This is a genomic window from Shewanella sp. KCT, from assembly GCF_007636505.1.
Classification (GTDB): Bacteria; Pseudomonadota; Gammaproteobacteria; order Enterobacterales; family Shewanellaceae; genus Shewanella; species Shewanella halotolerans.
This window is the reverse complement of the sequence record NZ_LVDJ01000005.1, coordinates 22634-45682: the sequence shown is the minus strand read 5'-3', so window position 1 is coordinate 45682 and position 23049 is coordinate 22634. Positions and strand designations below refer to the sequence as shown.

General features: G+C 56.5%; 23 protein-coding genes. 15 read left to right on the top strand and 8 right to left on the bottom strand.

The window, feature by feature from the left end; all coding sequences use genetic code 11:
* Position 1 precedes the first annotated feature (1 nt).
* The 6 genes from AYI87_RS08810 to mutM all read left to right on the top strand — a co-directional run bounded on the left by AYI87_RS08810 (position 2) and on the right by mutM (position 5507).
* Entirely contained in the window at positions 2 to 718 is a 717-nt protein-coding gene (locus tag AYI87_RS08810; protein WP_144201321.1) for an ATP-binding cassette domain-containing protein, read from the top strand.
* Positions 702 to 1292: a molybdenum cofactor guanylyltransferase MobA gene (gene mobA, locus AYI87_RS08805; protein WP_144201319.1), complete on the top strand. Its 591-nt coding sequence runs from the start codon at positions 702 to 704 to the stop codon at positions 1290 to 1292. Before AYI87_RS08810 ends, mobA begins: the two co-directional genes overlap by 17 nt.
* Positions 1293 to 1306: 14 nt before the next feature.
* Positions 1307 to 3106: a bifunctional molybdopterin-guanine dinucleotide biosynthesis adaptor protein MobB/molybdopterin molybdotransferase MoeA gene (locus AYI87_RS08800; RefSeq protein WP_144201317.1), complete on the top strand. Its 1800-nt coding sequence runs from the start codon at positions 1307 to 1309 to the stop codon at positions 3104 to 3106.
* Positions 3107 to 3165: 59 nt separating this feature from the next.
* A complete protein-coding gene (gene moaA / locus AYI87_RS08795; RefSeq protein WP_144201315.1) occupies positions 3166 to 4152 on the top strand; it encodes a GTP 3',8-cyclase MoaA in 987 nt (328 codons plus the stop codon).
* 63 nt (positions 4153 to 4215) lie between these two features.
* Positions 4216 to 4668 (top strand): hypothetical protein, encoded by a 453-nt coding sequence (locus AYI87_RS08790; protein ID WP_144201313.1) that lies wholly within the window; start codon positions 4216 to 4218, stop codon positions 4666 to 4668.
* 23 nt (positions 4669 to 4691) lie between these two features.
* Positions 4692 to 5507 (top strand): bifunctional DNA-formamidopyrimidine glycosylase/DNA-(apurinic or apyrimidinic site) lyase, encoded by an 816-nt coding sequence (mutM, locus tag AYI87_RS08785; protein WP_144201311.1) that lies wholly within the window; start codon positions 4692 to 4694, stop codon positions 5505 to 5507.
* 124 nt (positions 5508 to 5631) lie between these two features.
* Here mutM and AYI87_RS08780 read toward each other — a convergent pair whose 3' ends face one another.
* Together AYI87_RS08780 and coaD are read right to left on the bottom strand one after the other, a co-directional pair.
* Positions 5632 to 7137 (bottom strand): capsule assembly Wzi family protein, encoded by a 1506-nt coding sequence (locus AYI87_RS08780; RefSeq protein WP_144201309.1) that lies wholly within the window; start codon positions 7135 to 7137, stop codon positions 5632 to 5634.
* A 10-nt stretch (positions 7138 to 7147) separates the two neighbouring features.
* Positions 7148 to 7624 (bottom strand): pantetheine-phosphate adenylyltransferase, encoded by a 477-nt coding sequence (gene coaD, locus AYI87_RS08775; RefSeq protein WP_011867486.1) that lies wholly within the window; start codon positions 7622 to 7624, stop codon positions 7148 to 7150.
* Positions 7625 to 7914: 290 nt separating this feature from the next.
* Between coaD and AYI87_RS08770 the strand changes: the two genes are divergently transcribed.
* Both AYI87_RS08770 and rfaD read left to right on the top strand, forming a co-directional pair.
* Positions 7915 to 8940 carry a glycosyltransferase family 9 protein gene (locus AYI87_RS08770; protein WP_144201307.1) on the top strand — a complete coding sequence of 342 codons (1026 nt, stop codon included), beginning with the start codon at positions 7915 to 7917 and terminating at the stop codon, positions 8938 to 8940.
* A 45-nt stretch (positions 8941 to 8985) separates the two neighbouring features.
* Positions 8986 to 9939, top strand: coding sequence for an ADP-glyceromanno-heptose 6-epimerase (gene rfaD / locus AYI87_RS08765; RefSeq protein WP_144201305.1), 954 nt, complete (start codon positions 8986 to 8988; stop codon positions 9937 to 9939).
* Between the two features lie 46 nt (positions 9940 to 9985).
* Here rfaD and AYI87_RS08760 read toward each other — a convergent pair whose 3' ends face one another.
* Together AYI87_RS08760 and AYI87_RS08755 are read right to left on the bottom strand one after the other, a co-directional pair.
* A complete protein-coding gene (locus AYI87_RS08760) occupies positions 9986 to 10378 on the bottom strand; it encodes an adenylyltransferase/cytidyltransferase family protein (protein ID WP_144201303.1) in 393 nt (130 codons plus the stop codon).
* Complete coding sequence (locus AYI87_RS08755; RefSeq protein WP_186300595.1) at positions 10375 to 11445, bottom strand: CDP-glycerol glycerophosphotransferase family protein; 1071 nt, start codon at positions 11443 to 11445, stop codon at positions 10375 to 10377. Before AYI87_RS08755 ends, AYI87_RS08760 begins: the two co-directional genes overlap by 4 nt.
* Positions 11446 to 11760: 315 nt before the next feature.
* On the opposite strand from AYI87_RS08755, the gene AYI87_RS08750 reads away from it, so the two are divergent.
* The 3 genes from AYI87_RS08750 (at position 11761) to AYI87_RS08740 (ending at position 14860) form a co-directional block, all read left to right on the top strand.
* Positions 11761 to 12948 (top strand): glycosyltransferase family 9 protein, encoded by a 1188-nt coding sequence (locus tag AYI87_RS08750; RefSeq protein ID WP_144201301.1) that lies wholly within the window; start codon positions 11761 to 11763, stop codon positions 12946 to 12948.
* 16 nt (positions 12949 to 12964) lie between these two features.
* Entirely contained in the window at positions 12965 to 13819 is an 855-nt protein-coding gene (locus AYI87_RS08745; protein WP_144201299.1) for a glycosyltransferase, read from the top strand.
* Positions 13820 to 14068: 249 nt separating this feature from the next.
* On the top strand, positions 14069 to 14860 hold the full coding sequence (locus AYI87_RS08740) for a glycosyltransferase family 2 protein (protein WP_144201297.1): 792 nt from the start codon (positions 14069 to 14071) through the stop codon (positions 14858 to 14860).
* On the opposite strand, the gene AYI87_RS08735 is transcribed toward AYI87_RS08740, so the two are convergent.
* The 3 genes from AYI87_RS08735 to AYI87_RS08725 all read right to left on the bottom strand — a co-directional run bounded on the left by AYI87_RS08735 (position 14857) and on the right by AYI87_RS08725 (position 18221).
* Entirely contained in the window at positions 14857 to 15957 is a 1101-nt protein-coding gene (locus AYI87_RS08735; protein WP_144201296.1) for a glycosyltransferase, read from the bottom strand. The genes AYI87_RS08740 and AYI87_RS08735 overlap by 4 nt on opposite strands.
* Positions 15947 to 17023 carry a glycosyltransferase family 9 protein gene (locus AYI87_RS08730; protein ID WP_144201294.1) on the bottom strand — a complete coding sequence of 359 codons (1077 nt, stop codon included), beginning with the start codon at positions 17021 to 17023 and terminating at the stop codon, positions 15947 to 15949. The genes AYI87_RS08735 and AYI87_RS08730 overlap by 11 nt, the downstream gene beginning before the upstream one ends.
* A 118-nt stretch (positions 17024 to 17141) precedes the next feature.
* Positions 17142 to 18221 carry a glycosyltransferase family 9 protein gene (locus AYI87_RS08725; protein ID WP_144201292.1) on the bottom strand — a complete coding sequence of 360 codons (1080 nt, stop codon included), beginning with the start codon at positions 18219 to 18221 and terminating at the stop codon, positions 17142 to 17144.
* A 135-nt stretch (positions 18222 to 18356) separates the two neighbouring features.
* On the opposite strand from AYI87_RS08725, the gene rfbC reads away from it, so the two are divergent.
* The 4 genes from rfbC (at position 18357) to AYI87_RS08705 (ending at position 21776) form a co-directional block, all read left to right on the top strand.
* Positions 18357 to 18905 (top strand): dTDP-4-dehydrorhamnose 3,5-epimerase, encoded by a 549-nt coding sequence (gene rfbC / locus AYI87_RS08720; RefSeq protein ID WP_144201290.1) that lies wholly within the window; start codon positions 18357 to 18359, stop codon positions 18903 to 18905.
* Entirely contained in the window at positions 18898 to 19968 is a 1071-nt protein-coding gene (rfbB, locus tag AYI87_RS08715) for a dTDP-glucose 4,6-dehydratase (protein ID WP_144201288.1), read from the top strand. Before rfbC ends, rfbB begins: the two co-directional genes overlap by 8 nt.
* Before the next feature lie 27 nt (positions 19969 to 19995).
* A complete protein-coding gene (locus AYI87_RS08710) occupies positions 19996 to 20985 on the top strand; it encodes an SDR family oxidoreductase (protein WP_144201286.1) in 990 nt (329 codons plus the stop codon).
* 65 nt (positions 20986 to 21050) lie between these two features.
* Positions 21051 to 21776: a 3-deoxy-D-manno-octulosonic acid kinase gene (locus AYI87_RS08705; RefSeq protein ID WP_144201284.1), complete on the top strand. Its 726-nt coding sequence runs from the start codon at positions 21051 to 21053 to the stop codon at positions 21774 to 21776.
* On the opposite strand, the gene waaA is transcribed toward AYI87_RS08705, so the two are convergent.
* Positions 21773 to 23038: a lipid IV(A) 3-deoxy-D-manno-octulosonic acid transferase gene (waaA, locus tag AYI87_RS08700; RefSeq protein WP_144201282.1), complete on the bottom strand. Its 1266-nt coding sequence runs from the start codon at positions 23036 to 23038 to the stop codon at positions 21773 to 21775. The genes AYI87_RS08705 and waaA overlap by 4 nt on opposite strands.
* Positions 23039 to 23049: the final 11 nt, after the last annotated feature.

Genomic DNA, 23049 nt, shown 5'->3' with positions numbered 1-23049 from the left:
CATGGTCAAGATCATCGCCAACAATATAGAGATGCGTTTCGGCAGCCGCCTGCTGTACCGTTTCGATCGCCTCAGCCTGGCCCAGCACCAGACCATTCACCTGCAGGGCGACAACGGCAGCGGCAAGACCACACTGATGAAGATGCTGGCAGGCCTGCAGGCGCCAAGTAGTGGCGAGATCCGCACAGAAGGCTTTAGCCCAACGCCATGGTGGCGCCGCAACCCTTTGCTAGGCAAGGCGGTCTATCTGCACCAACACCCCTATCTGTTTGACGGTAGCGTAGCTTACAACCTCAACTATGTGCAGCCCCTTTGCGACATGACGGAACAGGAGATCGCCTCGCGTACCCAGACGGCGATCGAGATGGCCCAGCTGGGCAGCCTGCTCAACCAGAGAGCCGCCAGCCTCTCCGGCGGCGAGCGCCAACGTCTTGCCATCGCCCGCGCCTGGATCATGCGTCCACGCCTGCTGATGCTGGACGAGCCTACCTCCAACATGGACAAGCTGTCCCAGCAGCTGGTACTGACCATGGTCAGCCACCTGAAACAACAAGGCACAGGCATGCTGATCAGCAGCCATCAAAGCTGTTCACTCACCAGTCTGTGCGAGCAGACCTGGCAGATACAGGCGCAAGCAATTCGGGTAAGCCCGTCGACTCTCGATGAGCGCCCCTTCACCCCATCACAGCAGGAGCTGAGATATGTCACCGCAAATTGATGCCGTGATCCTTGCCGGCGGCATGGCCAGACGCATGGGCGGCAACGATAAGGGACTGGTCGAGTTAAACGATCAGCCGATGATTCAACATGCTATCGACAGGATAAAACCTCAGGTTAAGCAGATCCTGATCAACGCAAATCGCAACCAGGATCGCTATGCTGAGTTTGGTTACCCAGTATTGAGTGACGAAGACTCGGGTTATTTAGGGCCGCTGGCCGGCATGATCACGGCGATGGGACAGACCCAGGCCGATTACCTACTGGTAGTGCCCTGCGACTGCCCACTACTGCCGACTGATCTGGTACAGCGTATGCTAGCGGCGATCAAAGCCGAAGATGCCGAGATGGCGGTAGCCAGCGACGGCAAGCGAGAACAACCCGTGGTGTTACTGATGAAGCCCGCACTGCGAGGGTCGATGAAGGCCTTCTTAGATGCCGGCGAGCGTAAGATCGATTTCTGGTACGCCAAACACCAGTGCGTGGTGTGTGACTTCTCCGATCAGCCCAACGCCTTCGTGAACGTCAACACGCCAGAACAAAAACAACAACTTTCCGAGGCAATTGCCCACTAAAAATAGAGGTGTACATGAGCGTACCGTTTAACAATCCACTGCCGATCCCCGTCCTCGGATTTTGCGCCTACAGTGGCACGGGCAAGACGACCCTACTAAAGAAACTGATCCCCGAACTCAATCGTCGAGGCCTGCGGCTAGCCGTTGTCAAACATGCTCATCACAACTTCGATGTGGATATTCCCGGTAAGGACAGCTTTGAAATGCGCAAGGCCGGTGCCCGCCAGATGCTGGTCGCCTCCCATGTGCGCTGGGCACTGATGACAGAAGATCCTGTCGAGGATGCGCCCGAGCTGCCCCACCTGCTGGCCCAGATCGAGGCCGACAAGGTGGATATCGTCCTGGTTGAGGGCTTCAAGAAGCTGGCCCTGCCTAAGGTCGAGCTGCACCGCGCCGCCCACGGCAAGCCCTTTATCCATACCCATGACGAGCACATTCAGGCCATCGCCTGCTGCGACGACACTGAGCTGCCCTCGGATCTCAGACGCTTAGATATCAACGACGTGGGCCAGATAGCCGACTTCGTCATCGAATACGCCAACAACTGGCGCCCCTGCACGCCATCGCTCCCCCTCGCGCCCGAGTGCGGCTGCGAGCTGGACACCAGCAAGACGCTGTCGGTGAGACAGGGAATAGACAAGATCCTCTCCTACGTCACGCCTGTATCGGCCACCGAAGAGGTCGCCATCGACGACAGCACAGACAGGGTATTGGCCCAAGATGCCATCTCGCCGGTGGACGTGCCCCAGCACACCAATTCGGCGATGGACGGCTTTGCCTTTGCCTACTCAGACCCCATGCTAGACAGCTACACACTGGTGGGCGATGTGATGGCGGGTCACAGCTATCGGGGCACACTCAACCCCGGCGAGGCGGTGCGCATCATGACGGGCGCCCCCATGCCGGACGGCGCCGATACGGTGCAGATGAAGGAGATGGCGGAAGATCGCGGCGACAGCGTCAGCTTCCAAGGCAATATCAGCCCGGGACAACACGTACGTCAAGCCGGTGAAGACATTGCCAAGGATCAGACGGCCCTGAGCACCGGACACAGACTCAAGGCCGCCCATCAAGGCATGTTGGCATCACTGGGCTTCGGCAAGCTGCCCGTGTATCGCCGCCCTAAGGTCGCCGTCTTCTCCACTGGCGACGAGGTGTGTCAGCCGGGCGAGCCCTTAAAGCCTAACTGCATCTACGACTCCAACCGCTTCACCATCAAGTCCATGGTGAAACAGCTGGGTTGCGAGGTGATCGATCTCGGCATTCTGGAAGATAACGAATCAGCCCTGGTCGACGCCCTACAAGGCGCGGCGCAGCAGGCCGATGTGGTGATAAGCTCAGGCGGTGTCTCGGTAGGCGATGCCGACTTTATCAAGTTGGCGCTCGCCAAGGTGGGACAGATCAACTTCTGGCGCATCAACATGCGTCCGGGTCGCCCACTGGCCTTCGGTCAGATAGGCGATAGCCTCTTCTTCGGCCTGCCGGGTAACCCAGTTGCCGTGATGGTCTCATTCATGCAGTTCGTTCAGCCTGCACTGCGCAAGTTAGCAGGCGAACTGGAATGGGCGCCGACCTTAGTGCCCGCCATCGCCGACTGCACCCTGCGCAGCCGCACCGGCCGCACTGAGTTTACCCGCGGCGTCTATCATCTGGGCAGCGATGGCCGCCTACATGTCACCAGCACGGGCGCCCAGGGCTCGGGCATGTTGAGCTCAATGGTGAAGGGTAACTGCCTTATCGTGATCGCCGAGAAAGACGAACAGCTCAACGTGGGTGATACCGTTTATATTCAACCCTTTGCCGATCTTTTATAGTCGACAATGGATTAGCCAGGCGGGTGAAGTAAATACCCCGCCGCCGTAGGTGATTCTGTATGAGTTTGATAGTCGATACCTTTGGCCGCACCGTGGAATATCTGCGTCTCTCGGTGACCGACAGATGCGATTTTCGCTGTGTCTACTGCATGAGTGAAGACCCCTGCTTCCTCGACAGAGAGCAGGTGCTCAGCCTGGAGGAACTGGCCTGGATAGGCCAGGCCTTTACCGAACTTGGGGTCAAGAAGATCCGCCTCACCGGCGGCGAGCCCCTGGTGCGCACCGATTGCGACCAATTGGTCAAACTGCTGGGCCAGCTTCCCGGCCTCAAAGAGCTGTCCATGACCACAAATGGCTCACGCCTAAGCAAGTTTGCCGGCAAGATGCATGAGGCGGGCCTGAGCCGGCTCAACATCAGCCTGGATACCCTGAAACCCGAGCTATTTACCCAGTTGACCCGCAACGGCAACCTGGAGCGGGTAATTCAGGGGATAGATGCCGCCAAGGCGGCGGGCTTCAGCCGCATCAAAATCAACGCCGTGATCCTGCGTGGCCAAAATGACGACGAGGTACTGGATCTGATCGAGTTTTGCCGCGAACGAGAGCTGGATATCGCCTTCATCGAGGAGATGCCACTAGGTGTCATCGACGAGCGCAAGAAGAGCCGTCACTGCAGCAGCGACGAGGTTAAGGCGATCATTGCCAAGCGCTATCCACTCAGCGTCTCTGACAAGCGTACCGGTGGCCCGGCCCGCTACTACACCATGCCCGGCAGCAAAATTCATGTGGGTTTCATCTCGCCCCACAGCAACAACTTCTGCCACGAGTGCAACCGGGTGAGAGTAACTGTGGAGGGACGTTTGCTTCTCTGTCTGGGCAACGAAAACTCGGTGGACCTCAAGGCAATTGTCAGAGAATATCCCGGCGATATCGAGCGCCTGAAGCAGGCGATTCTCGAGGCGATCAAGCTCAAACCCAAGGAACATCACTTCGGTCCAGAAGGCGAAACCCAGATCCTACGCTTCATGAATGCCACCGGCGGCTGATGCCCTGGGCCATTTTCGATGATAGACTCTGACACATCTGATATTGAATGAGTCTGACTCGAGATGGCCCTGACCCGAAGAAAATGGAATAACATCATCATCTTCGCCTCCATCGCCATGGTGGCGATACTCACCTTTTTAGAAGGTCACCGCCAGGCGATCCCGGAAGATGCCCAACCCCTCTTCGATCAACAGGCGCCCCTGTTTCAGTTGCAATATGACGATCTCTGGCTCGCCCAGCAGGGCTTCGGCTGGCAGTGTGACCCTCAGGTGCTCAACTGTCGCCAGTGGGCCGAGGCCTGGAGTGGTATCCTGGTCTCGCCAATCGCCAAACCCACTGGCATAAGCACACCTGCCCATGAGTTAGTGATCCAGATCCGCGACATAGAGACGCCACAGCTCTGGCTCATCTATCCCGAGGAGGGACTACTGAGCTCACCGGCCGGTAACTGGTACCGGATCCCGCCGAGCCTACGCCCGTCATTACAGCCGATCCTCAGACTCGATAATCCCTAAACCAGCGAAACGAAGAGACACCTATGCCCGAACTCCCAGAAGTCGAAGTCACCCGCCAAGGGATCTCCCCTCACCTGCTGGATCAGCAGGTCACAGGATTAACCGTGCGTAACGCCTCGCTGCGCTGGCCCGTCCCCGAAGTTGCCCAGCAGATAGTCGGACAGACCATCAGAGGCATACGCCGCCGCGCCAAATACCTGCTGCTGGATACCGATGCCGGCACCACCATAGTCCACCTCGGCATGTCGGGCAGCCTGCGAATTCTGCCCAAGTCTACGCCGGTGGAGAAGCATGACCATATCGATTTGGAACTGGCCAGCGGCAAGGTGCTCAGGTTTAACGATCCCAGACGCTTCGGCGCCTGGCTCTGGTGCGAGCTCCCCGAAGCCGCCCACCCCTTGCTGGCCAAACTAGGCCCCGAGCCCCTGCAATCGGGCTTCAATGTCGACTACTTGGCCAAGGCACTGGAAGGTAAGAAGAAGGCGGTCAAACTCTGCCTGATGGACAATCATATCGTGGTGGGCGTAGGGAATATCTATGCCAACGAGGCCCTGTTTGCCGCAGGCATACACCCGCAGGCCGAGGCGGGACGAATCGATAGGGAGCGGCTCACGGTACTGGTTGCCGAGGTGAAACAGATCTTGGCCCAGGCGATCAAACAGGGCGGTACCACGCTCAAAGACTTCACCAATGCCGATGGCAAACCCGGTTATTTCGCCCAGAAGCTGCATGTCTATGGTCGCGGCGGCGAGACCTGTACCCAGTGTGGCAACCTGCTGAGTGAGATCAAACTGGGCCAAAGGGCCACCGTCTTCTGCGGCCTGTGCCAGCCACGCTAGGCCCTGCCTGGATAACCCTGCCTGAGCAAATCCCTGCCGCACAAAGCAAAAAGGCTGACAAGATGTCAGCCTTTTTAATTACTCGTTTTCAGCTAAAGCCTTAGCTAAACAACTACTCTAAACATTAGAAGCGATACTCATAGCTGCCGAACAGGGTCGCATTGGTATCCTTGTCGTCCGCCTCGAATTCAGACTGAGACACAGTGCCACCCAGGCTCATCATCCCTTTCCAGATTGGCAGACGATAGCTGAGTTCCAACATCAGCAGATCTTCCTTACGCGGCTTGGGTGCCCAACCATTATTAACCGTCCTACCATCCTTGTTTAACTGAGCGAAGCGCAGCAGTGAGGTGAAGCCATGGCTATTGGCAAACTGACCGATAAGCCCCAAGACATAAACGTTGGCGTCGCTGTCATAGGTGCTGCCGAGTGAGCGGCCATAGTAGCGCGAACCACTCTTATAGGTACCGTGCTCATAGAAACAGTTGAAGGCGTTCTGGTTCTCGCCACAGGCCACCATGGTATCTGAATACTCGAAGAAGAGCTTATACTGCTGAGAGTCGAACTCGAAACGGGTATCGGCACCGAACAGCTTGGCGCAGTCCGCCAGATCCCAAGGCATGGGACCGCTCGAGTCTTCACAGGTGCGCTCTAAGTAGAGGCCTACCGGGATATCGAACCAGGTATCGGCGTAACGAATATCGAAGCCCGCCATCTGATTGCCAATCTTAGATTGTAGCGCAGGGTCACAGCTGGCCTCACCGTTCACACAGGTGGTATTACCGGCGATGGCATCGAACAGGGTCGATAGGCCGCACTCCTCGCCCTCACCGCAGAACATGGTGGTCCAGGAGATCCCCATCTCTAGCTGTCTCAGGGGGCGTATGGTGCCACGAAAGTTCCACAGCAATGGATTGGCGACGGCGCGCTCCTCTTCCAGATAGCTAATACCTGTGGTCAGCGTCCAGGGGCCAATCCAGGAGAGCCATGGCGTCTCGAACGCCGCCGCGTTGTTGCGGCTCAGCATCAGGCTAGGCAGCGGACGGGCATTGTTTGAACGATGCAGGGCAGTATCGAATCCCGGCCCCCACCATTGATCCACGGCGCCGGCAGTCACCATCCAGTTACCCAGGGCAACGGCAAAATAGGAGTCATCCAAGCGAATTTCTTTCTCATCCATGGGATCATAGTGGGCCGATGCTGCGACTTTGAAGGCAAATCTGTCACCCAAATACTCGTGGGACGCCTGCACCTCTGCCTTCTCGCGATAGTCCGAACCGAAATGCTGGAAGCGCGCCGGGTCGCTGCCACCGGCCAGCTTGATGCGGCTGTTGCCACGATTCTCGACCGCATTGCGGTAGTAGAAGTTCACCCGGGCAAACGCCGTGGCGAGACCTGGCGAGAGCACTGAGGGTTCCACCTTACTCAGATCGCTGCCAATACCCGACCACATCAGGGGATAGGTATTGACGGGCACAGTGATCACTCCGGCATCGGCGAGGGCCTGAATGTCGGCTCTGAGATAGATATCGGAAACATCGACCCAGGGGGCCGCGTGGGCTAAGGAGGTGATCATCAGGCCTAAGGCCGCGACGCCTCCAACAACATAAGCGCGAATTTTTTCCATCATAACGGGCAAATTAATCCTTTTTTTGCAGCGCTTTGGCTACTTCTTCATGCACAAATTGACTGACATCACCACCATGTAATGCCACCTCTTTCACCAGCGTCGAAGAGATAAACGAGTTCTCTTCGGCCGGGGTTAAAAATACGCTCTCCAGGTCGGCGCTCAGGCGCCTGTTCATATTGGCGAGCTGAAACTCATATTCGAAATCTGATACCGCCCGCAGGCCACGCACGAGGACACTGGCATTCTGCTCCTTGGCAAAGTCCACCAGCAGGCCGCTAAAGCCCACCACCTCGACATTGTCCAGATGCTCGGTCACCCTTTTGACCAACTTTACCCTCTCCTCCAGGCTGAACCTCGGCTGCTTGGAGGGGTTGGCGGCGATGCCTATCACCACCTGTTTGAACAACTTCGCCGCACGCTCGATAAGGTCGGTATGACCGTTAGTGACGGGGTCGAATGTTCCAGGATAAATCGCTTTCGTGTGCATGGCTCGCAGCCCTTACTTTGGCTTGGTATAAGTTAATGGCGGAATTGCGCCTAGTTTAACGAGTTTCCCCCCCGGATTGAACCACCGGCATCGAATTGTTTATTGTCGAAAAAATCCCTAAAAGTTACAATTTGCATCAATAGTGTAAAAATGCCGTGGGAGAATGCTCGGCAAGACACTCGCCGATGCTATGATAGATGAGATTAACCGTCATTCTAAGCACGCTTGTTTTAAGCATTCGGCCTTAGGCGCTGTGCCTACTAACAACCTCCCATCAGAAAAGTTTTCATATGATTAAAAGCGTACTAGTCATTCGCAATGATAAAATTGGCGACTTCGTGCTCACCTGGCCCGCGCTCTATGAGCTTAAAATGGCGCTGCCCAACGCCAGCATTGAGGTCTTCGTCGATCCTGCACTGAAAGATTTCGCCATGGCCTGCCCCTACATAGACCATGTGATAGTGGATGATGGCGACGACCAGGCGATCGCTAAGACATTTGCCGAGCGTCATTACGATGCGGTTATCGTGTCACGCTCACAGATCCGCACCTACCGACTGCTACGCAAGCTGGATATTCCCTACAAGCTGGCCCCTAAGCTGAACTGGTATCAGTATCTGTACCAGCACAGAACCAGCATAGAGGTGCCTAAAGGGCTGGGTGGCTGGCGTAAGAGCTGCATGATGGTCGAGCGCTTCCTGGCCGATCACAGAATTCCTGTCCCCGCACTGCCGACACGCTACTGGGACCTCTCCCACGAGCGGCGCAAGTGGCAAGATCACTATGGCCAACAAGGAGAGGAGCGACTGATCTTCGCCCATCCCGGCACCGGCGGCTCATCGGGTGGCATCTCCCCTAGCGACTTTGCCGGCCTGCTGGCCCAGGTAGACAAGCTAACCACAATCGAGTGCAAGTTCGTGCTGACCTACAGCGGCCAGGAGATCGCCCTGGCCCAGCAGATCTATGACCAGCTCAGTGCACAGGGGATCAAGGTGATGATGGCCGAGCCGCTAGCCAGCCTGGCCGACTTTGCCAAGTCTCTGGTCGCCGCCGACATGTTTATGGCGGGCTCGACCGGTCCTCTGCATATTGCCGGCTTACACAATGTGCCGACAGTCGGTTTCTATGCGGGCAGACGCTCGGCGCCTAAGGTGCGCTGGCAGACCCTGACCCAGAGCGAGAGGCGTCTGGCCTTCACTCCACCCGTCGGCAAGAAGACCGGCAGGAACATGGCGCTTATCGACTTCGATCTGGCTGCCAAGGAGATCGCGGCCTTTTTAGATACCCAATACGCGAGTCAGTCAGCTGTCAGCTAAGCTAGCTGATATGACTCAGTTTTTCTCACAAACGGGACAAGTATTATGATCATAGTAACGGGTGCTGCCGGTTTTATCGGTAGCAACTTAGTTAAAGCGCTCAACAACTTAGGGCGCAGTGACATTATCGCCGTAGACGACCTGACCGACGGCACTAAGATGTTTAACCTGGCCGACTGTGAAATTGCCGACTATCTGGATAAAGCCGACTTCATCGAGCAGATCGCCCAGGGACAGTTCGATGGCAAGGTAGAAGTGATCTTCCATCAGGGTGCCTGCTCGTCGACCACTGAGTGGGACGGCAGGTTCATGATGGCCAACAACTACGAGTATTCCAAGACACTGCTCCACTTCTGCGAGCGTAACGGCAGCCAGTTTATCTACGCCTCTTCGGCTTCTGTCTATGGCGGCAGCGACAAGTTTATCGAGCAGCGAGAGCTGGAGAAACCACTCAACGTCTACGCCTACTCTAAGTTCCTGTTCGACCAATATGTCAGACAGCACAACTTCACCACTCAGGTGGCGGGCCTACGTTACTTCAACGTCTATGGGCCTAGGGAGCAACACAAGGGCGGCATGGCCAGCGTAGCCTTCCACTTCAACAACCAGATCAAGGCGAGCGGCATCTGTCGCCTGTTCCAAGGCCACGACGGCTTCGAAGATGGCAAGCAGCTAAGAGACTTCGTCTACGTGGAAGATGTGGTCAAGGTCAACCTCTGGCTTTGGCAAAACCCCGGGATCTCAGGGGTATACAACTGTGGTACGGGCCAGGCACAGAGCTTCAACGACGTGGCCAATGCGGTGATCGCCTATCATGGTAAGGGAGAAATTGAATATATCCCCTTCCCGGATAAGCTCAAGGGCGCCTATCAGAGCTATACCCAGGCCGACCTCACGCAGCTGAGAGCCGCCGGATATACTCAGGCCTTTAAGACGGTCGAGCAAGGGGTTCCCGAATATCTGGACTGGCTGGCCGCGCAGCACTTTATCGGTCAGTAGTGAAAGGTCAGTAAAAGAAAGCCCCGGGTGATACCTGGGGCTTTTTTTATCTTATCTCCCGCACAACCTCGATCAGCTGGGTCGTCGAGATGGCCGGTGTTCGCGGTAGATAGATCACCTGGCACAGAGGTTTGAGATGATCAAACTTGCCTTGCCAATCATCGCCCATCACCAGGATATCGGCCTTATGCGCCTTGATATATTCCGCCTTTAACTCCAGCGACTCCTCCAGAAACACCTCATCGACACAGGCGAGCGCCTTGACGATGCGCATTCTGTCACGCTCGTTACAGATGGGATAGCGCTGTTTCTTGGAGAAATTCAGCGCATCCGAGGAAACGCCTACCGTCAGGTGCTCCCCTAACGCTCTGGCGCGCTCGATAATGTTGAGATGTCCGATATGAAACATATCGAAGGTCCCGAAAGTAATAATTCTCATGAAGCCTCTTCGGACAAAAGATAATCGACGATGCGCTGACTAGAGTGGCCATCAACCCGACCGGCCAACTCTAGAGTGTACTCTGCCCGCTTAGCGGCAAATGACTCGGGCTGGGCGATCTGTTGATCCACCACGGTTTTGAGCTCCTTGTACGACGCCGCGTGAGCGGCCACACCGGCATAACGGTAGAGATCTTCATCCATGCGATTCTTGAAACGGAAACTTAAGATGCCGCGATAACTCCAGCGCAGGTGGTAGAAATCACACCAGACCACGGGCTTATTCAAGGCCGCAAACTCAAACAGCGCCGACGAGGCGTCGCTGATCAAGAGATCGGCACTGGCCATGAAAGGCAAGAGGTTCGCCTGCTCAACAGGTGCCAGGTAGACGTTATCAAAACTGCCCCAATGCTCCAGCAGTTGCTTCTGTTTCTTATAGCTGGGTTTGCTAAGCGAAAAATAGTGCGGCTTAAGCAAAATGTTGTATTCGCTAAAGGCGCTGGGCCAATCTTTGGCCATCTTCTCTATGCTGCTGGGATAGAAGGTCGGCGCGTAAAGCAGCGTCGGCTTGGCAGGGTCTAAGCCTAATGCCGCCAAATCCAGCCCGGCCTCACTGCCCTGCACGATAGGATCCAGCTTGGCATAGCCGGTATCGATAAAGGTCTTATGGGGAAAGAGCTGCTGCAGGCGCTTGAGGCGATATTCCCCCTCGACGAAACGCACATCCATATCCGATTCGGACACAGTGTAATAGCAGGCCTTAGGGCCGATGCCGTGCTGCATCAGGGCGGTCTTGCAGATCCCCTTGAGCTTAGCGGCCGCGTCGAAGCTGTTGCCAAAGATCACCCAGCTGGGTTTCTCCTTCAGGTAATAAGCGAGCGCCTCCTCCTGGGAGTCGACCCAATGGGCCTCCAGGCCATTCTGCGCCACCAGGGCATCGAGCGCCGCCTGCAGATCCTGACTGCGATAGATCACGAAGCGCACTACTTGCCCACGCGCCTGCAACTCCTGCATGACGGGCAAATATTGCGGCAAATAGTATGGATGCAGAACATCAAAACAGATCACAATCAATCTTCTCGCTGGTTATCGAAACCTTTGACCCGGCGCGAGGGACAGCAGATCGCCGCCAAACACTCAACCTAGCCTCAGTCTATCAATGGGCATACTGGCGCAGATTGTAACACATTCCATTAATACTACAGCCAATTTGTCACCTCGCCAGGCGAAAGCCTGACCAGTGAGCCCGGCGCAATGGGCGCCGAGTCACAAATGAGCGAACGCATAGTCCCGGGTCACTGGCAAATAGCCATTGGCCAAGGTTTTCTCTGTCAGCAAAGCCATGTATCCTTAAGCCACTTTTATTTTATCGGCTAGGGCACAATGTCTCTTATTCCAAGTGAACGATTAGCACAGGCAAGACGCCTCCTCTTTGTTTCCCCTTTGGCGCTGGGCGATTTTCTCTATATCAAGACCTTTCTGGCCGCACTCAAACAGCAGCATCCAGCACTCGAGGTGGATATCTGGCTCGACGATAACCGCAACAACCAAGACAGTTGGCGCCTCTCTCGCAGCAAGATCATGCAGCAGTGGATCGCCGCCGAGCCCGCCTTTAGTCGCAGCTATGGCTGCAGCGACAGCAAGGCAATGCAGGACAAACAGGTCGAGGCCGCCAAGGCCCTAGATTACGACCTGGTGATCACTCACTCAGGCAGCAAGAGCGAGCAGTTTTCGGCACTGGCCAGACGCATCAGTCCCAAGGGCTTTATCGTCACCAGCCTGGCCAAATCCAAATTTGGCGGGCTGCTCGACCCCTGGTTTTTTCGTCACAGCGACAAGACCTTTAAGATAGATGTGGCGGCCCTCGGCGAGCATCACCATATTACCGATCGCTACTATCAGCTGCTGCACAGAGTTGCCGGGCTGACACTGGACAAATCGGCCTTCATGCCGTCGCTGACCATCACGCCAGAGGTTACCGAGACGGCAAAGGCCTGGCTAAACGAGACCTTTCCCGGTCAGTCTCAGGGCAGGCTCTATTTTCTCAACCATCTGTCGACCAATAAGAAGCGCGACTGGCATCAGTCTCAGCTGTTTGAATTGATCGCCCGCCTCACCGAGCAGGCACCAGACAGCCGCTTCATCGTCAACAGCACCCCGGAAAACTTTAGCGCCCTCGGGCAGGCCATCGCCGATGAGCCTAAGCTGGCGAACAGCCAGGTCGCAGTCTTTACCGTGCAAGACAACTTCTTCGAGCTGCCGGCAATGATCGCCGCCGCCGATATGGTGATCACGGTAGAAACTGCCATCATGCACTTCGCCACCGCCAGTCAGCGACCGCTTATCGCCATGATGCGGCAGAAGAAGCCCTACTGGGCACCGCCGGAAACCGCCAGCGCTAAGGTGCTATACGCCTCGACCGGCAAGGGCTATGTCAGCGATATCGGCGTCGACGAGGTGATGGCCACGCTTGCCCAGATGTCTGGCCCCAAGATGTCTGGCCCGCAGATTCCTAATACCCAGATATCTGACGACGAGAAGCCAGCCGCCCATTCACAGTTAAGTTCATAACAGCCAAGGCCCCATTATGAAAAAAGCCATCTTCACTCTCGCCATTGGCGACAATCCCATGTACCGCGCGGCGCTAAAAAGCTTCGAGCGCTACGCCAAAAAGGTCGGTGCCGATCTCGTGGTATCGGATCGACTGCACTACAAGATCCATATCGAAAATCCTAAATACTCGGCCAGCCCGGCCTGGCCCGAAAAGCTCTATACCGCCGAGTTATTGAAGCAATACGACAGGGTGCTCTATCTGGATGCAGACATCATGGTGACGCCATGGGCGCGAGATATTTTCGAAGAGTATCAAGATCTTGAAACTGTCTACATGTTCGACGAAGGTCCTTACACCGACCGCACCATTCCGGTAGGCGAGATCAATGCCGCCTTCGACGCCGTCGAGAACTGGCCACAAACCGATGGCCACTACAGTTACTACAACTTCGGCATGTTCCTGATCTCTAAGGAGTGCCCCCTGTTTGAACTCGCCACCCTGGAAGGGATGCAGCAGGTGTGTAACACGGTTAAGTTCTACGATCAGACCTATGTGAACTACGTCATTCAGAAGAACAAGATCAAGAACCAAGGCGTCGATGCGGCTTTCAATCGCATGGATCTGCTGGGCAACGAAGATTATCGCAAGGCCGACTTTATTCACTACGCCGGTCGCGGCTACCGCATCAAGTGTCCGAGCCGCGAGATCCGCTATGTCGACGACTACTGCCAGATGTATGGCGATACCCTGACACCAGCAGAGATCAAGCAGCTCAAGCTCGATGCCTGGAACCTCTATACCGCCAACCTACAGCGTAAGAGTGGCGTTCCCCAGGGACTACTGAACTTTATCGGCAAGCCAACTCTGGGACGAAAGTGGCTTAAATAAAAGCGGCTTAAATAACGGTTTATATAAATAAGCAATTACTTAAGTTTTAGGGCTGCAAACACTAACAGTTGCAGCCCTTTTCACGCCACAGTCCACCAGCCTTTCGCTCACCTTTGCAACCGCAGATTTACCCCCTAGTAACAGCGACCCCCATGCATTAACACAAAACCAGCTAATAGATTGAAAAGGTAAAACTTATCCCCTCTAACGAGTAAAATTTCAGCCAAGATTATCACTCGTTAAGGCGCCATGAAGACCTCACTCATCATCACCACCTATAACTGGCCCCAAGCACTAAATGCTGTGCTCGCCAGCCTCCAGAGGCAAAGCCGGCTTCCCGACGAGGTGATCATCGCCGACGATGGCTCAGGCCCGGCAACACGCGAGCTTATCGACACTCTCAAAGCCAGCTTTCCCGTCCCGCTGATCCACAGCTGGCATGAAGACAGGGGCTTTCGTCTGTCAGCCAGCCGCAATCGCGCCATAGGGCTGGCCCGCTTCGACTACATCATAATGATCGACGGCGATCTCTTGCTACACCCAGACTTTATCGCCGATCACCTTGCCGTCGCCGAGCCCAATTGCCTGGTGACGGGCAAACGAGTGAAGCTGGGACCGGCCCTAAGCCAGCGGATCTTGGCAGGCGCCGCGCGTCCTTGCCTCTTCTCACCAGGCATCGCCAGGGGCAGAGAGCAAGCGCTTCGCAGTCGCTGGCTATGCGAGAAAAGCGGCTGGGGGGCGCCGGACTCGATAGAGGGCATACACGGTTGTAACCTGGGATTCTGGCGGCGAGATGCCCTGGCCATCAACGGCTTTAATCAGGCATTCGAGGGCTGGGGCCCTGAAGATAAGGAGTTTGCCCTGCGCATGTACCACAACGGTAAATGGCGCAAGCGGGTAAAGTTTTATGCCGTCGCCTTTCATCTACATCACAAGGAGAGCTGCCGCCAGCAGCTGGCCAGCAACAATCTTTTGTTTCAGCACACGCTTACCCAGAGGCCGATTCGCTGCGCCCAGGGCATTAGCGAACTCGGCTCTTAAGGTGAGTGGCAGAGGCTCAGATAGTCGGTGACTATCTTATCGATTGCCACCTGCGTGAGGATCTCACTGTCGGCAAGGCTAGGATAATGCTCCAAGGCCTTATCTAGCTTACGACTCAAGGCCTCACTATCCCGCCTCGGCACCAGATATTCGGCAAGCTCTTTTGTCATGATCTCATCCGGCCCATGGGGGCAGAGGGTGCTGACCACGGGCGTACCACAGATCAAAGACTCAATTAGCACGGTCGGCAGGCCCTCATAATCGGAACTCAGCACTAAGAGGCGCGCCGCCTTGATCCAGGGAAAGGGGTTGGCCTGAAACCCGGGGCAGATGATGCGATCGGCCACGCCATGCTTCTTAGCCAGCTTCATCGCCTTCTTGGGGTTGTTGCAAAGTAGCACAAGTGGCAAGGGCTTATGCATCTTGGCAAGCGCCTGGAACAGTATGTCATGACGTTTCTGGCGGGCGACGCGACCCACGTGGATAAGGAATTCTCCCTTAGGGATATCCGGGTTCACCTCATCGGCCTTTGCCCTTATCGCCTCGACATCGAAGGGATTGTAGATGGTGCGCACACTGCGAGGCACGATTCGACCGCTTTGGTTGATCTCGCGTGCTATCCCCTTGGACACTGTGATCAATGCCTGGCCGTTCAGTGCCCGCTTGGCTCTGAGCATGGTGAGATAGGAGATAGGCCCGAGTTTACGCTCGCGCTTCAACTCCTCTTCGATAGAGTTATGCACCACGATATAGAGCGGCGACACGTTTGCGCGGGTCAGTAATAGGTTACTCTTGTCCAGATTAGACAGAATCAGATCGAACTTGCCATGGATCTGCTCGAGTCCGTCGATCCACTGCTTCACCCTGGCCGCCGAGCGGCCTAGTCGCCACCAGGCGATGATATGGCGGTCGCGCTCATCGAAGCAGACATGCAGGGGAATATCCGCTGGCACGGCATAATCATAATGTGGGGAAAGCACCAGCAGGTGCGGCTCATGCCCTAGGCGTTTCAGCTCGGCCGCCAGGGTAAGGACTATCTTTTCGGCCCCGCCACCGGCGAGGCTGTCTATGGCCAAGCCGATGCGTTTAGCGCTCACAGGTGAGCCCCAAGAGTCGTTCAATCTCCGCCATGCAGATATCCAGCCCCTTGGCCTCGGCCTCTCTATCCATATTGGCAGTTAACTGCTGGGCGGTCTTGGGTTCCAGCAGGCGCTGCACCTGAGCGCACATGGCATCGAGCTCGATATCACAACTCAGCGCCAGGCCTCGCTGCACGCAGCGCTGGATCCGCTTGGGCTGATCCTTGGAGACGGCCACCGCCAGCGTCGGCACCTTGAGGGCGATTGCCTGCAACAGGGTGTCGCCACCACTCAGTACGGCGCCCGCAGCGCCATCGAGTAGATTGATAAACTCAAGGCTGGAGAGTCGCTCTATGGCCACCACGCCCTCTAGCTGAGGTAGATCTTTGGGGTAGTTAGGGCCAAACACCATGACGCTGGGGATCCCCGTCTTTCGATAACAGGCCTGCGCCACCTGAGCAAAGCGTTCGGCGGCCAGCGTCGAGCCGATATAATGTCCGCCAGAGCCGGCACTATAGAGAAGATAACCCTTCGGTTCCAGGCCGTGCGCTTGCTGCAAGGCGTGCTGCAAGGCGCTATCTGGCCGCGCGAAGATAGAGCCAGTAAAGATGGGTTCGGCGCGGTTAATCAGGTTTAACTTAAAGCGATCGAAACGGCTGATATCGCCAATCACAAACTCGGGTTGCACCACCCAATGGCTATCGGTGACCAGGGCCCTCTCGAGTTTCATGCCGCGGGCACGCTTGCGTTTGTGTTGACTGATGAAGACTACCTTGGCGCCGCTACGGTTGGCATGTTTAAGCTGCGCCTTGCGGCCGGCGGCATCGAAGATCACTAGGTCAGGCTTGAGCCTTGAGACCAGCTGATTCACCTCTTTCACACGCTTGGTGGGGGTGTCGTTGACCAGATGGGTCGGATAGGGACAATGTTTGGCATAGGGCGCGCGGCTATTGAGCACGAATTCAACCTGCGCCTGCGGCCAACGCTGCATGATCTCGTCGGCCACTATGGTGGAACGCATATATTCACCTATGCCCTCTTCACAGGAGACAGGTACAAACAGAAATTTTGGCGCCACTGACATTGACGATATCCCTAAAAATGAATGGGAAAACCCCATCTTCCCTCATTGCATGACTCGGCCGACGGGGGCCAGATGAGCCAATCAAACCTGAAGTCTACCATTAATCGCCAACCCCTGGCTAATGGCTGGCGTGTGACTGCGACTCGCTAACTTGGTCACCGGCGCTGGCTTGCGCCAGGCGATCAAACTCCGCCAGCACGGGCGCCACCTGAATCATCTCCATCAGGTGCTCTCCCTTGGCACGGGTTCCCCAAGGCACCCCACCCGCATGTTGCTGAGCGATCGCCTGATCATAGACGCTGACCACGCTGTCTAAACAGGTGTAGGGGCCGGTGCGCCCAGGATTGGAGTGGGCGTAGAGGCCGATCACAGGCGTGCCCTGAGTCACCGCCATATGGGCCGGGCCGGTATCTGGTGCCAGGACGATACTCGCCTGTTTCAGAAGCGCCAGAAGCTGGGTCAGCGAGGTCTTGCCCACCTGGTTTTCGATGCGGGGATCGCCATGTGAAAGGATCGCCTCGGCCAGCTCACGCTCCATAGGGACCGGACCACCGCAGAGCAGCACACGATAGCCTTTTTCCAGCGCATGGTCCGCCACCTTGGCATAACGCTCGGGCAGCCAGTTGCGCTCGGCCTTACTGGCGGCGGCGCAGATCACTAAGGTCTTGTCTCCATCTGGGATCAGCTGTCGGGCAAACTCGGTATCCGCGGCGGGCACTGGAATCTCCCACTTAGGCTTAAGATCCGTGACGCCCACGGCCTTGGCAAAGCCCATGAAACCCTCGAGCACATGGGGCGTTGCCAAGGGCTCCACCCTATGATTGGTCACCAGCCACTGCCCCTCCTTGGCGCGGGCGCGATCGAAACCCAGACGCACCTTGGCCGAGATAGCCAAGGAGGCGATGGTTGCCCTCAGTGCCACCTGCATATGCAGCAGCAGATCGAAGCGACGCCCCTTGAGGGCGCGGCGCAGATTGAAATAACTGCGCCAGCCCTGGGACTTATCGAAGATCACAAACTCGACGCCGGGCAGATGCTTGAGCAGCTGATACTCCACCTTGCCGATCACCCAGGTGATCTTAAGATCTGGATACTGACGTTGAATCGCCTGCACCATGGCCACCGCATGACACACGTCACCGATGGCAGATAAACGTAAGAGACACAAAGAGTGGGCAGTCTGCAAATTCAAGCTCATATTGGGGCCGCTGAGAAATAGTAAGGGAGTAAGGATCCGCAACGAGTTTAATGTAGAATGTCACTAGGTTCCATGATTAGGCCGCCATAGGAACGAAAATGAACGAAATTCCCTGTTTACCGGTCGGATGACACGATGAAGATCCTCAATACTTCCATTCCAGGCGTTAAGCTGCTCGAGCCTCGGGTGTTCGGCGATGAGCGCGGCTGTTTTTTCGAGACATTTCGTCAGCAGTGGTTTAAGGAGCACCTGGTGGATCTGGACTTTGTGCAGGAAAATCAGAGCCATTCACTGCAAGGCACACTGCGTGGGCTGCACTACCAGCTTAGACAGCCTCAGGGCAAGCTGATCCGTGTGGTCAACGGTGAGATCTTCGATGTATGTGTCGATCTGCGCCTCAATAGCCCAAGTTTCGGCCAATGGACGGGGCACCACCTGTCGGCAGACAACAAGCACCAGCTCTGGGTGCCGCCCGGGTTCGCCCACGGCTTCTATGTCATCTCTCCCGAGGCCCACTGCCTCTATAAGTGCACCGACTATTATGCGCCGAATGACGAACACAGCATCCGCTGGGACGATGACACCTTAGCCATCGATTGGCCGCTACTCAACACGCGGTCGCCAATCCTGTCGCCGAAGGACAAGGCCGCGGGCACCTTTGCCGAGGCCGATTACTATGAATAGTCAACAGCAGCACCCGTTGGCCGGGCGCAATATCTTGATCACCGGCGGCGCTGGCTTTATCGGCTCGGCCTTGATTCGCCACCTCATCGCGCTAGGCGGTTGCTGCGTGGTGAACTATGACAAGCTTACCTATGCCGGCAACCTGTTGTCGCTCGAATCCATCGCGCAAGATCCCAATTACCATTTCATCCAAGCCGATATCAATGATGGCGATACCCTGGGCAGAGCCCTAAGGCAACACCAGATAGATCTGGTGATCCACCTTGCGGCGGAGACCCATGTGGACCGCTCTATCGAGGGGCCCAGAGCCTTCATCGACACCAATATTGTCGGCACCTTCGAACTGCTGCAGCAATGTCTAGACTATTACCGCAAGCTGCCGGTAGAGATGGCGGCGCGCTTTCGCCTGCACCATGTCTCGACCGACGAGGTCTTTGGCGACTTAGGCTCAGACGAGGCGGGATACTTTAGCGAGCAATCCCCCTACGCTCCCAGCTCACCCTATTCCGCCAGCAAGGCCGCGGCGGATCATCTGGTTAGGGCCTGGCATCGTACCTACGGCCTACCTGTGGTGCTGTCGAACTGCTCCAACAACTATGGCCCTTATCAGTATCCGGAGAAGCTGATCCCCGTAACCCTGCTCAACGCCCTGCAGGGAAAATCGATTCCCGTCTATGGCGACGGCAAGCAGATCCGCGACTGGCTCTATGTGGACGACCACGCCCAAGCCCTGTGCCAGGTGGCCGCTCGGGGCGAGCTAGGCGAGAGCTACAACATAGGGGGCATGAATGAGATGACGAATCTCGAAGTCGTCAGCCTCATCTGCGATCTGTTAAATCAAAAGGTCACCGAGAAGCCCAGCGGCATCAGCGACTTCAGGCAACTCATCCGCTTCGTCAAAGACAGGCCCGGGCACGACACCCGCTACGCCATTGACGCCAGCAAGCTGAGCCTCACCTTAGGCTGGCAGCCTAGCGAAAGCTTCGCCAGCGGCCTGGAGAAGACGGTGGACTGGTATCTGACGCACCTGGATTGGTGCCATCAGGTCGCGGACCAGTCATGATGAGCAAGTCGTAATGGGCCAAGCGCGATGAAACCGATAGTGAAACAAATAATGAAACCGATATTAGTGATCGGTCGCCATGGGCAGGTTTCACAGGCGCTCAAGGCGACTCAGCCAGAATGTTACCAGGTGGCCTATCTAGGCCGTGAGGCGCTGGATATCCGCGACAGCCAGGCGATCGAGCGGGTATTAGACCAGCAAGGCTATGGACTGGTTATCAACGCCAGTGGCTATACCCAGGTCGATGCCGCCGAGACAGGCTGTCAGGCCGCCTTTGCCCTCAACCACCTGGCGGTTAAGACATTAGCCGAGCACTGCGGTAAACGTGGCATCCGGCTTATCCACCTTTCCAGTGACTATGTCTTTGATGGGGTCTTTGATGGGGTCTTTGATGGGGTCTTTGATAGGGTCTTTGATGGGGTCTTCGATGGGGTTTTTGATGAGGCTTTTAAGGGAGAGCTCGATAAACAACAGTGCCAGCCCTATCGCCCAACGGATGCGCCTAACCCGCTCAGTCGCTATGGCGAGTCAAAGTGGCGCGGCGAGCAGGCTGCGCTGGAATATGGCCAGGGCCATGCCTGCATAGTGCGCACCTCGTGGCTCTACTCCCCCTTCGGCCAAAACTTTGTCAAGACCATGCTGACCCTGATGCGCCAGGGTAAACCGCTTAAGGTTGTCGACGATCAATGGGGCACGCCAACTTCGGCCATGGCACTGGGGCAGTTTATCTGGCAACTCATTCAAGTGACAAAGCCAGACCCCATCTACCACTGGAGCGATCTCGGCGTCACCAGCTGGTATGAGTTTGCACGGCAGATATCAGATAGCGCCTATGCATTGGGGCTTCTCGATAAGCCAGCAAGCATCAGCCCCATTAGCACCCAGGAATACGGTGCGGCGGCGCCTCGCCCGCACTACAGCGCCCTGGATACCAGTCAGTCCCAGGCTATTTTGCCCGCCAAACGCTGGCAGGATAATCTCATCCAGGTGCTGCAACAACTGGCGAAAGAGGGCTGACAGGGCGTCAATATCGGGTACAATTCCCACTAGCGACCATTTAAGCCTGTTGAGCCAGTGAATCTATGCAAATAAAACCCACCGATGCCGGTTGCATCGTCTTTAGCCAAGCTTCGCTCAAGGCGATCACCCCAGATTGGTTTACCTTCGATTACTGGCAGGATCTAGGTGCCATCACAGGCTCTTCAAAGGGCCGCTACACCACCTGGTTTGTCAATCCAGCGCCTCTGAGTCAGGCGCCCGAGGAGGAGTGGGTACTCAGACACTATTATCGTGGCGGCATGATGGAGAAGTTCAGCCGCGATGCCTATTTCTATACCGGGCTTAAGCGTTGCCGGGCGATCGCCGAATTCAACCTGTTGGAGCAGCTGTTTAAGGAAGGATTTGCGGTGCCTGAACCTGTGGCGGCGCAGATCCAGCGCAGCGGCCCCTATTATCGCGGCGATATCATCATCAAGCGGATCCCGGGCGCTCGCGATCTGGTGGCCGAGCTAAGCCAGGGGCCTATGTCGGATGAAAAATGGCAGGCGCTCGGTGCCTGTATCGCCAAGTTCCATCGCCGCGGCGTCTACCACGCCGATCTCAATGCCAAGAACATACTGCTGGCCGGAGAAACCTTTACCCTGATCGATTTCGACCGCGGCGCGTTAAAACAGCCTGACAGCAAATGGCAACAGGCCAACCTGGATCGCCTGCTCCGCTCCTTCAACAAGGAGAAGGGCAAGACACCCGAACTGCACTTTAACCAGGAAAACTGGCAGCAGCTGTTAGCGGGTTACGCCCAGGCCTAGCCGTTAATCAGATCTCTGGCCAAGTCGAACTGGGCCGTCAGTGCCCCCTTATTGGCCTCGACCACCTCAAGCCCGGCCTCTCTGGCGGCCAGATAGGCCGCCTTATCGTCAAACTTATGCACCAACTGCTGCGCCAACTCATCGGCATCCTTCACTAAGGCGAGGGATCCCGCCTCCTTGAGTAAGCCAGTGATCTCGGCAAAATCCCAGTAATGTAGCCCCACATAGACAGGCAGGCCGATGGCCGCCGGCTCCAGTGGATTATGGCCACCATTCTCGATCAGGGTACCGCCCACAAAAGCCTGATCCGCCGCGCCATAGAAGCTGAGCAGCTCACCCATGGTGTCGCCCAGCAGCACCTGAGTCTGGTCATCCACCGCATCTTGTTTACTTCGGCGTGCCAGCACTAGCCCTGCGGCCTTCACCCGACTGGCCGCCGCATCAAACTGCTCTGGGTGCCTGGGCACCAACACCAGCAGGGCATGGGGGAAGCGCATCAACAGGCTCTTGTGCGCGGCGAGCATGATATCAAACTCCCCAGGATGCACGCTGCCCGCCACCCAGACAGGGGTCTCCATCCGCTGCCAGGTCTTACGCAGCTCTTTTGCCTTCTCTAGCAATTCAGGCGCTATGGTGAGGTCGAACTTGAGGCTTCCCGTGACCTTTACCCGCTCGGCCTCGACGCCCAGGTCGATGAAACGCTGCGCCGCCTGAGGTGACTGGGCGGCGATCAGATCCAGTGAGCGCAGCATGGGCAGCGACAGCTTGGGCCGGCCGCGATACTGGTTGGCGGACTTCTCCGACAGGCGGGCGTTGGCCAGCATCAGCCTGACACCCCGGCGTTTGGCCTGATGAATGAGGTTCGGCCACAGCTCCGTCTCCATGATGATGATCTGCTTAGGCTGTAGCTGACTCAGGAAACGCGCCACACACAAGGGGAGATCGAAGGGCAGATAGCAGTGCTGTACGCTTTCACCAAAGGCCTTTATCACCTCGGCCGAACCTGTCGGACTCGTGGTGGTGATGGTAATACTGAGCTCAGGGTAGTCCGCATGTATCTGTTTAATCAGCGGAATCGCCGCCAGGGTTTCCCCCATGGAGACTGAATGGATCAGCAGATCTGCCCGCGACAGTTTCGACAGACCGAAGCGTTCGCCCCAGCGACCACGGTAATCCGGGCTCTTGATCGCCCGAATCGCCAGATAGAGAATCAGCAGAGGGCTTAGCAGATACAGCAAGGCAGAATAGAGGATACGATTCATAGGGGACGGCA

What these genes read in the sequence shown, in the direction of transcription:
- AYI87_RS08760 (WP_144201303.1), bottom strand. Translation starts at nt 10,378, where the DNA reads ATGAGAATTATTACTTTCGGGACCTTCGATATGTTTCATATCGGACAT.
- rfbB (WP_144201288.1), top strand. Translation starts at nt 18,898, where the DNA reads ATGAATAGTCAACAGCAGCACCCGTTGGCCGGGCGCAATATCTTGATC.
- AYI87_RS08770 (WP_144201307.1), top strand. Translation starts at nt 7,915, where the DNA reads ATGATTAAAAGCGTACTAGTCATTCGCAATGATAAAATTGGCGACTTC.
- mutM (WP_144201311.1), top strand. Translation starts at nt 4,692, where the DNA reads ATGCCCGAACTCCCAGAAGTCGAAGTCACCCGCCAAGGGATCTCCCCT.
- rfaD (WP_144201305.1), top strand. Translation starts at nt 8,986, where the DNA reads ATGATCATAGTAACGGGTGCTGCCGGTTTTATCGGTAGCAACTTAGTT.
- AYI87_RS08740 (WP_144201297.1), top strand. Translation starts at nt 14,069, where the DNA reads ATGAAGACCTCACTCATCATCACCACCTATAACTGGCCCCAAGCACTA.
- waaA (WP_144201282.1), bottom strand. Translation starts at nt 23,038, where the DNA reads ATGAATCGTATCCTCTATTCTGCCTTGCTGTATCTGCTAAGCCCTCTG.
- mobA (WP_144201319.1), top strand. Translation starts at nt 702, where the DNA reads ATGTCACCGCAAATTGATGCCGTGATCCTTGCCGGCGGCATGGCCAGA.
- AYI87_RS08800 (WP_144201317.1), top strand. Translation starts at nt 1,307, where the DNA reads ATGAGCGTACCGTTTAACAATCCACTGCCGATCCCCGTCCTCGGATTT.
- AYI87_RS08810 (WP_144201321.1), top strand. Translation starts at nt 2, where the DNA reads ATGGTCAAGATCATCGCCAACAATATAGAGATGCGTTTCGGCAGCCGC.
- AYI87_RS08730 (WP_144201294.1), bottom strand. Translation starts at nt 17,023, where the DNA reads ATGTCAGTGGCGCCAAAATTTCTGTTTGTACCTGTCTCCTGTGAAGAG.
- coaD (WP_011867486.1), bottom strand. Translation starts at nt 7,624, where the DNA reads ATGCACACGAAAGCGATTTATCCTGGAACATTCGACCCCGTCACTAAC.
- AYI87_RS08705 (WP_144201284.1), top strand. Translation starts at nt 21,051, where the DNA reads ATGCAAATAAAACCCACCGATGCCGGTTGCATCGTCTTTAGCCAAGCT.
- moaA (WP_144201315.1), top strand. Translation starts at nt 3,166, where the DNA reads ATGAGTTTGATAGTCGATACCTTTGGCCGCACCGTGGAATATCTGCGT.
- AYI87_RS08745 (WP_144201299.1), top strand. Translation starts at nt 12,965, where the DNA reads ATGAAAAAAGCCATCTTCACTCTCGCCATTGGCGACAATCCCATGTAC.
- AYI87_RS08710 (WP_144201286.1), top strand. Translation starts at nt 19,996, where the DNA reads ATGAAACCGATAGTGAAACAAATAATGAAACCGATATTAGTGATCGGT.
- AYI87_RS08790 (WP_144201313.1), top strand. Translation starts at nt 4,216, where the DNA reads ATGGCCCTGACCCGAAGAAAATGGAATAACATCATCATCTTCGCCTCC.
- AYI87_RS08750 (WP_144201301.1), top strand. Translation starts at nt 11,761, where the DNA reads ATGTCTCTTATTCCAAGTGAACGATTAGCACAGGCAAGACGCCTCCTC.
- AYI87_RS08725 (WP_144201292.1), bottom strand. Translation starts at nt 18,221, where the DNA reads ATGAGCTTGAATTTGCAGACTGCCCACTCTTTGTGTCTCTTACGTTTA.
- rfbC (WP_144201290.1), top strand. Translation starts at nt 18,357, where the DNA reads ATGAAGATCCTCAATACTTCCATTCCAGGCGTTAAGCTGCTCGAGCCT.
- AYI87_RS08780 (WP_144201309.1), bottom strand. Translation starts at nt 7,137, where the DNA reads ATGATGGAAAAAATTCGCGCTTATGTTGTTGGAGGCGTCGCGGCCTTA.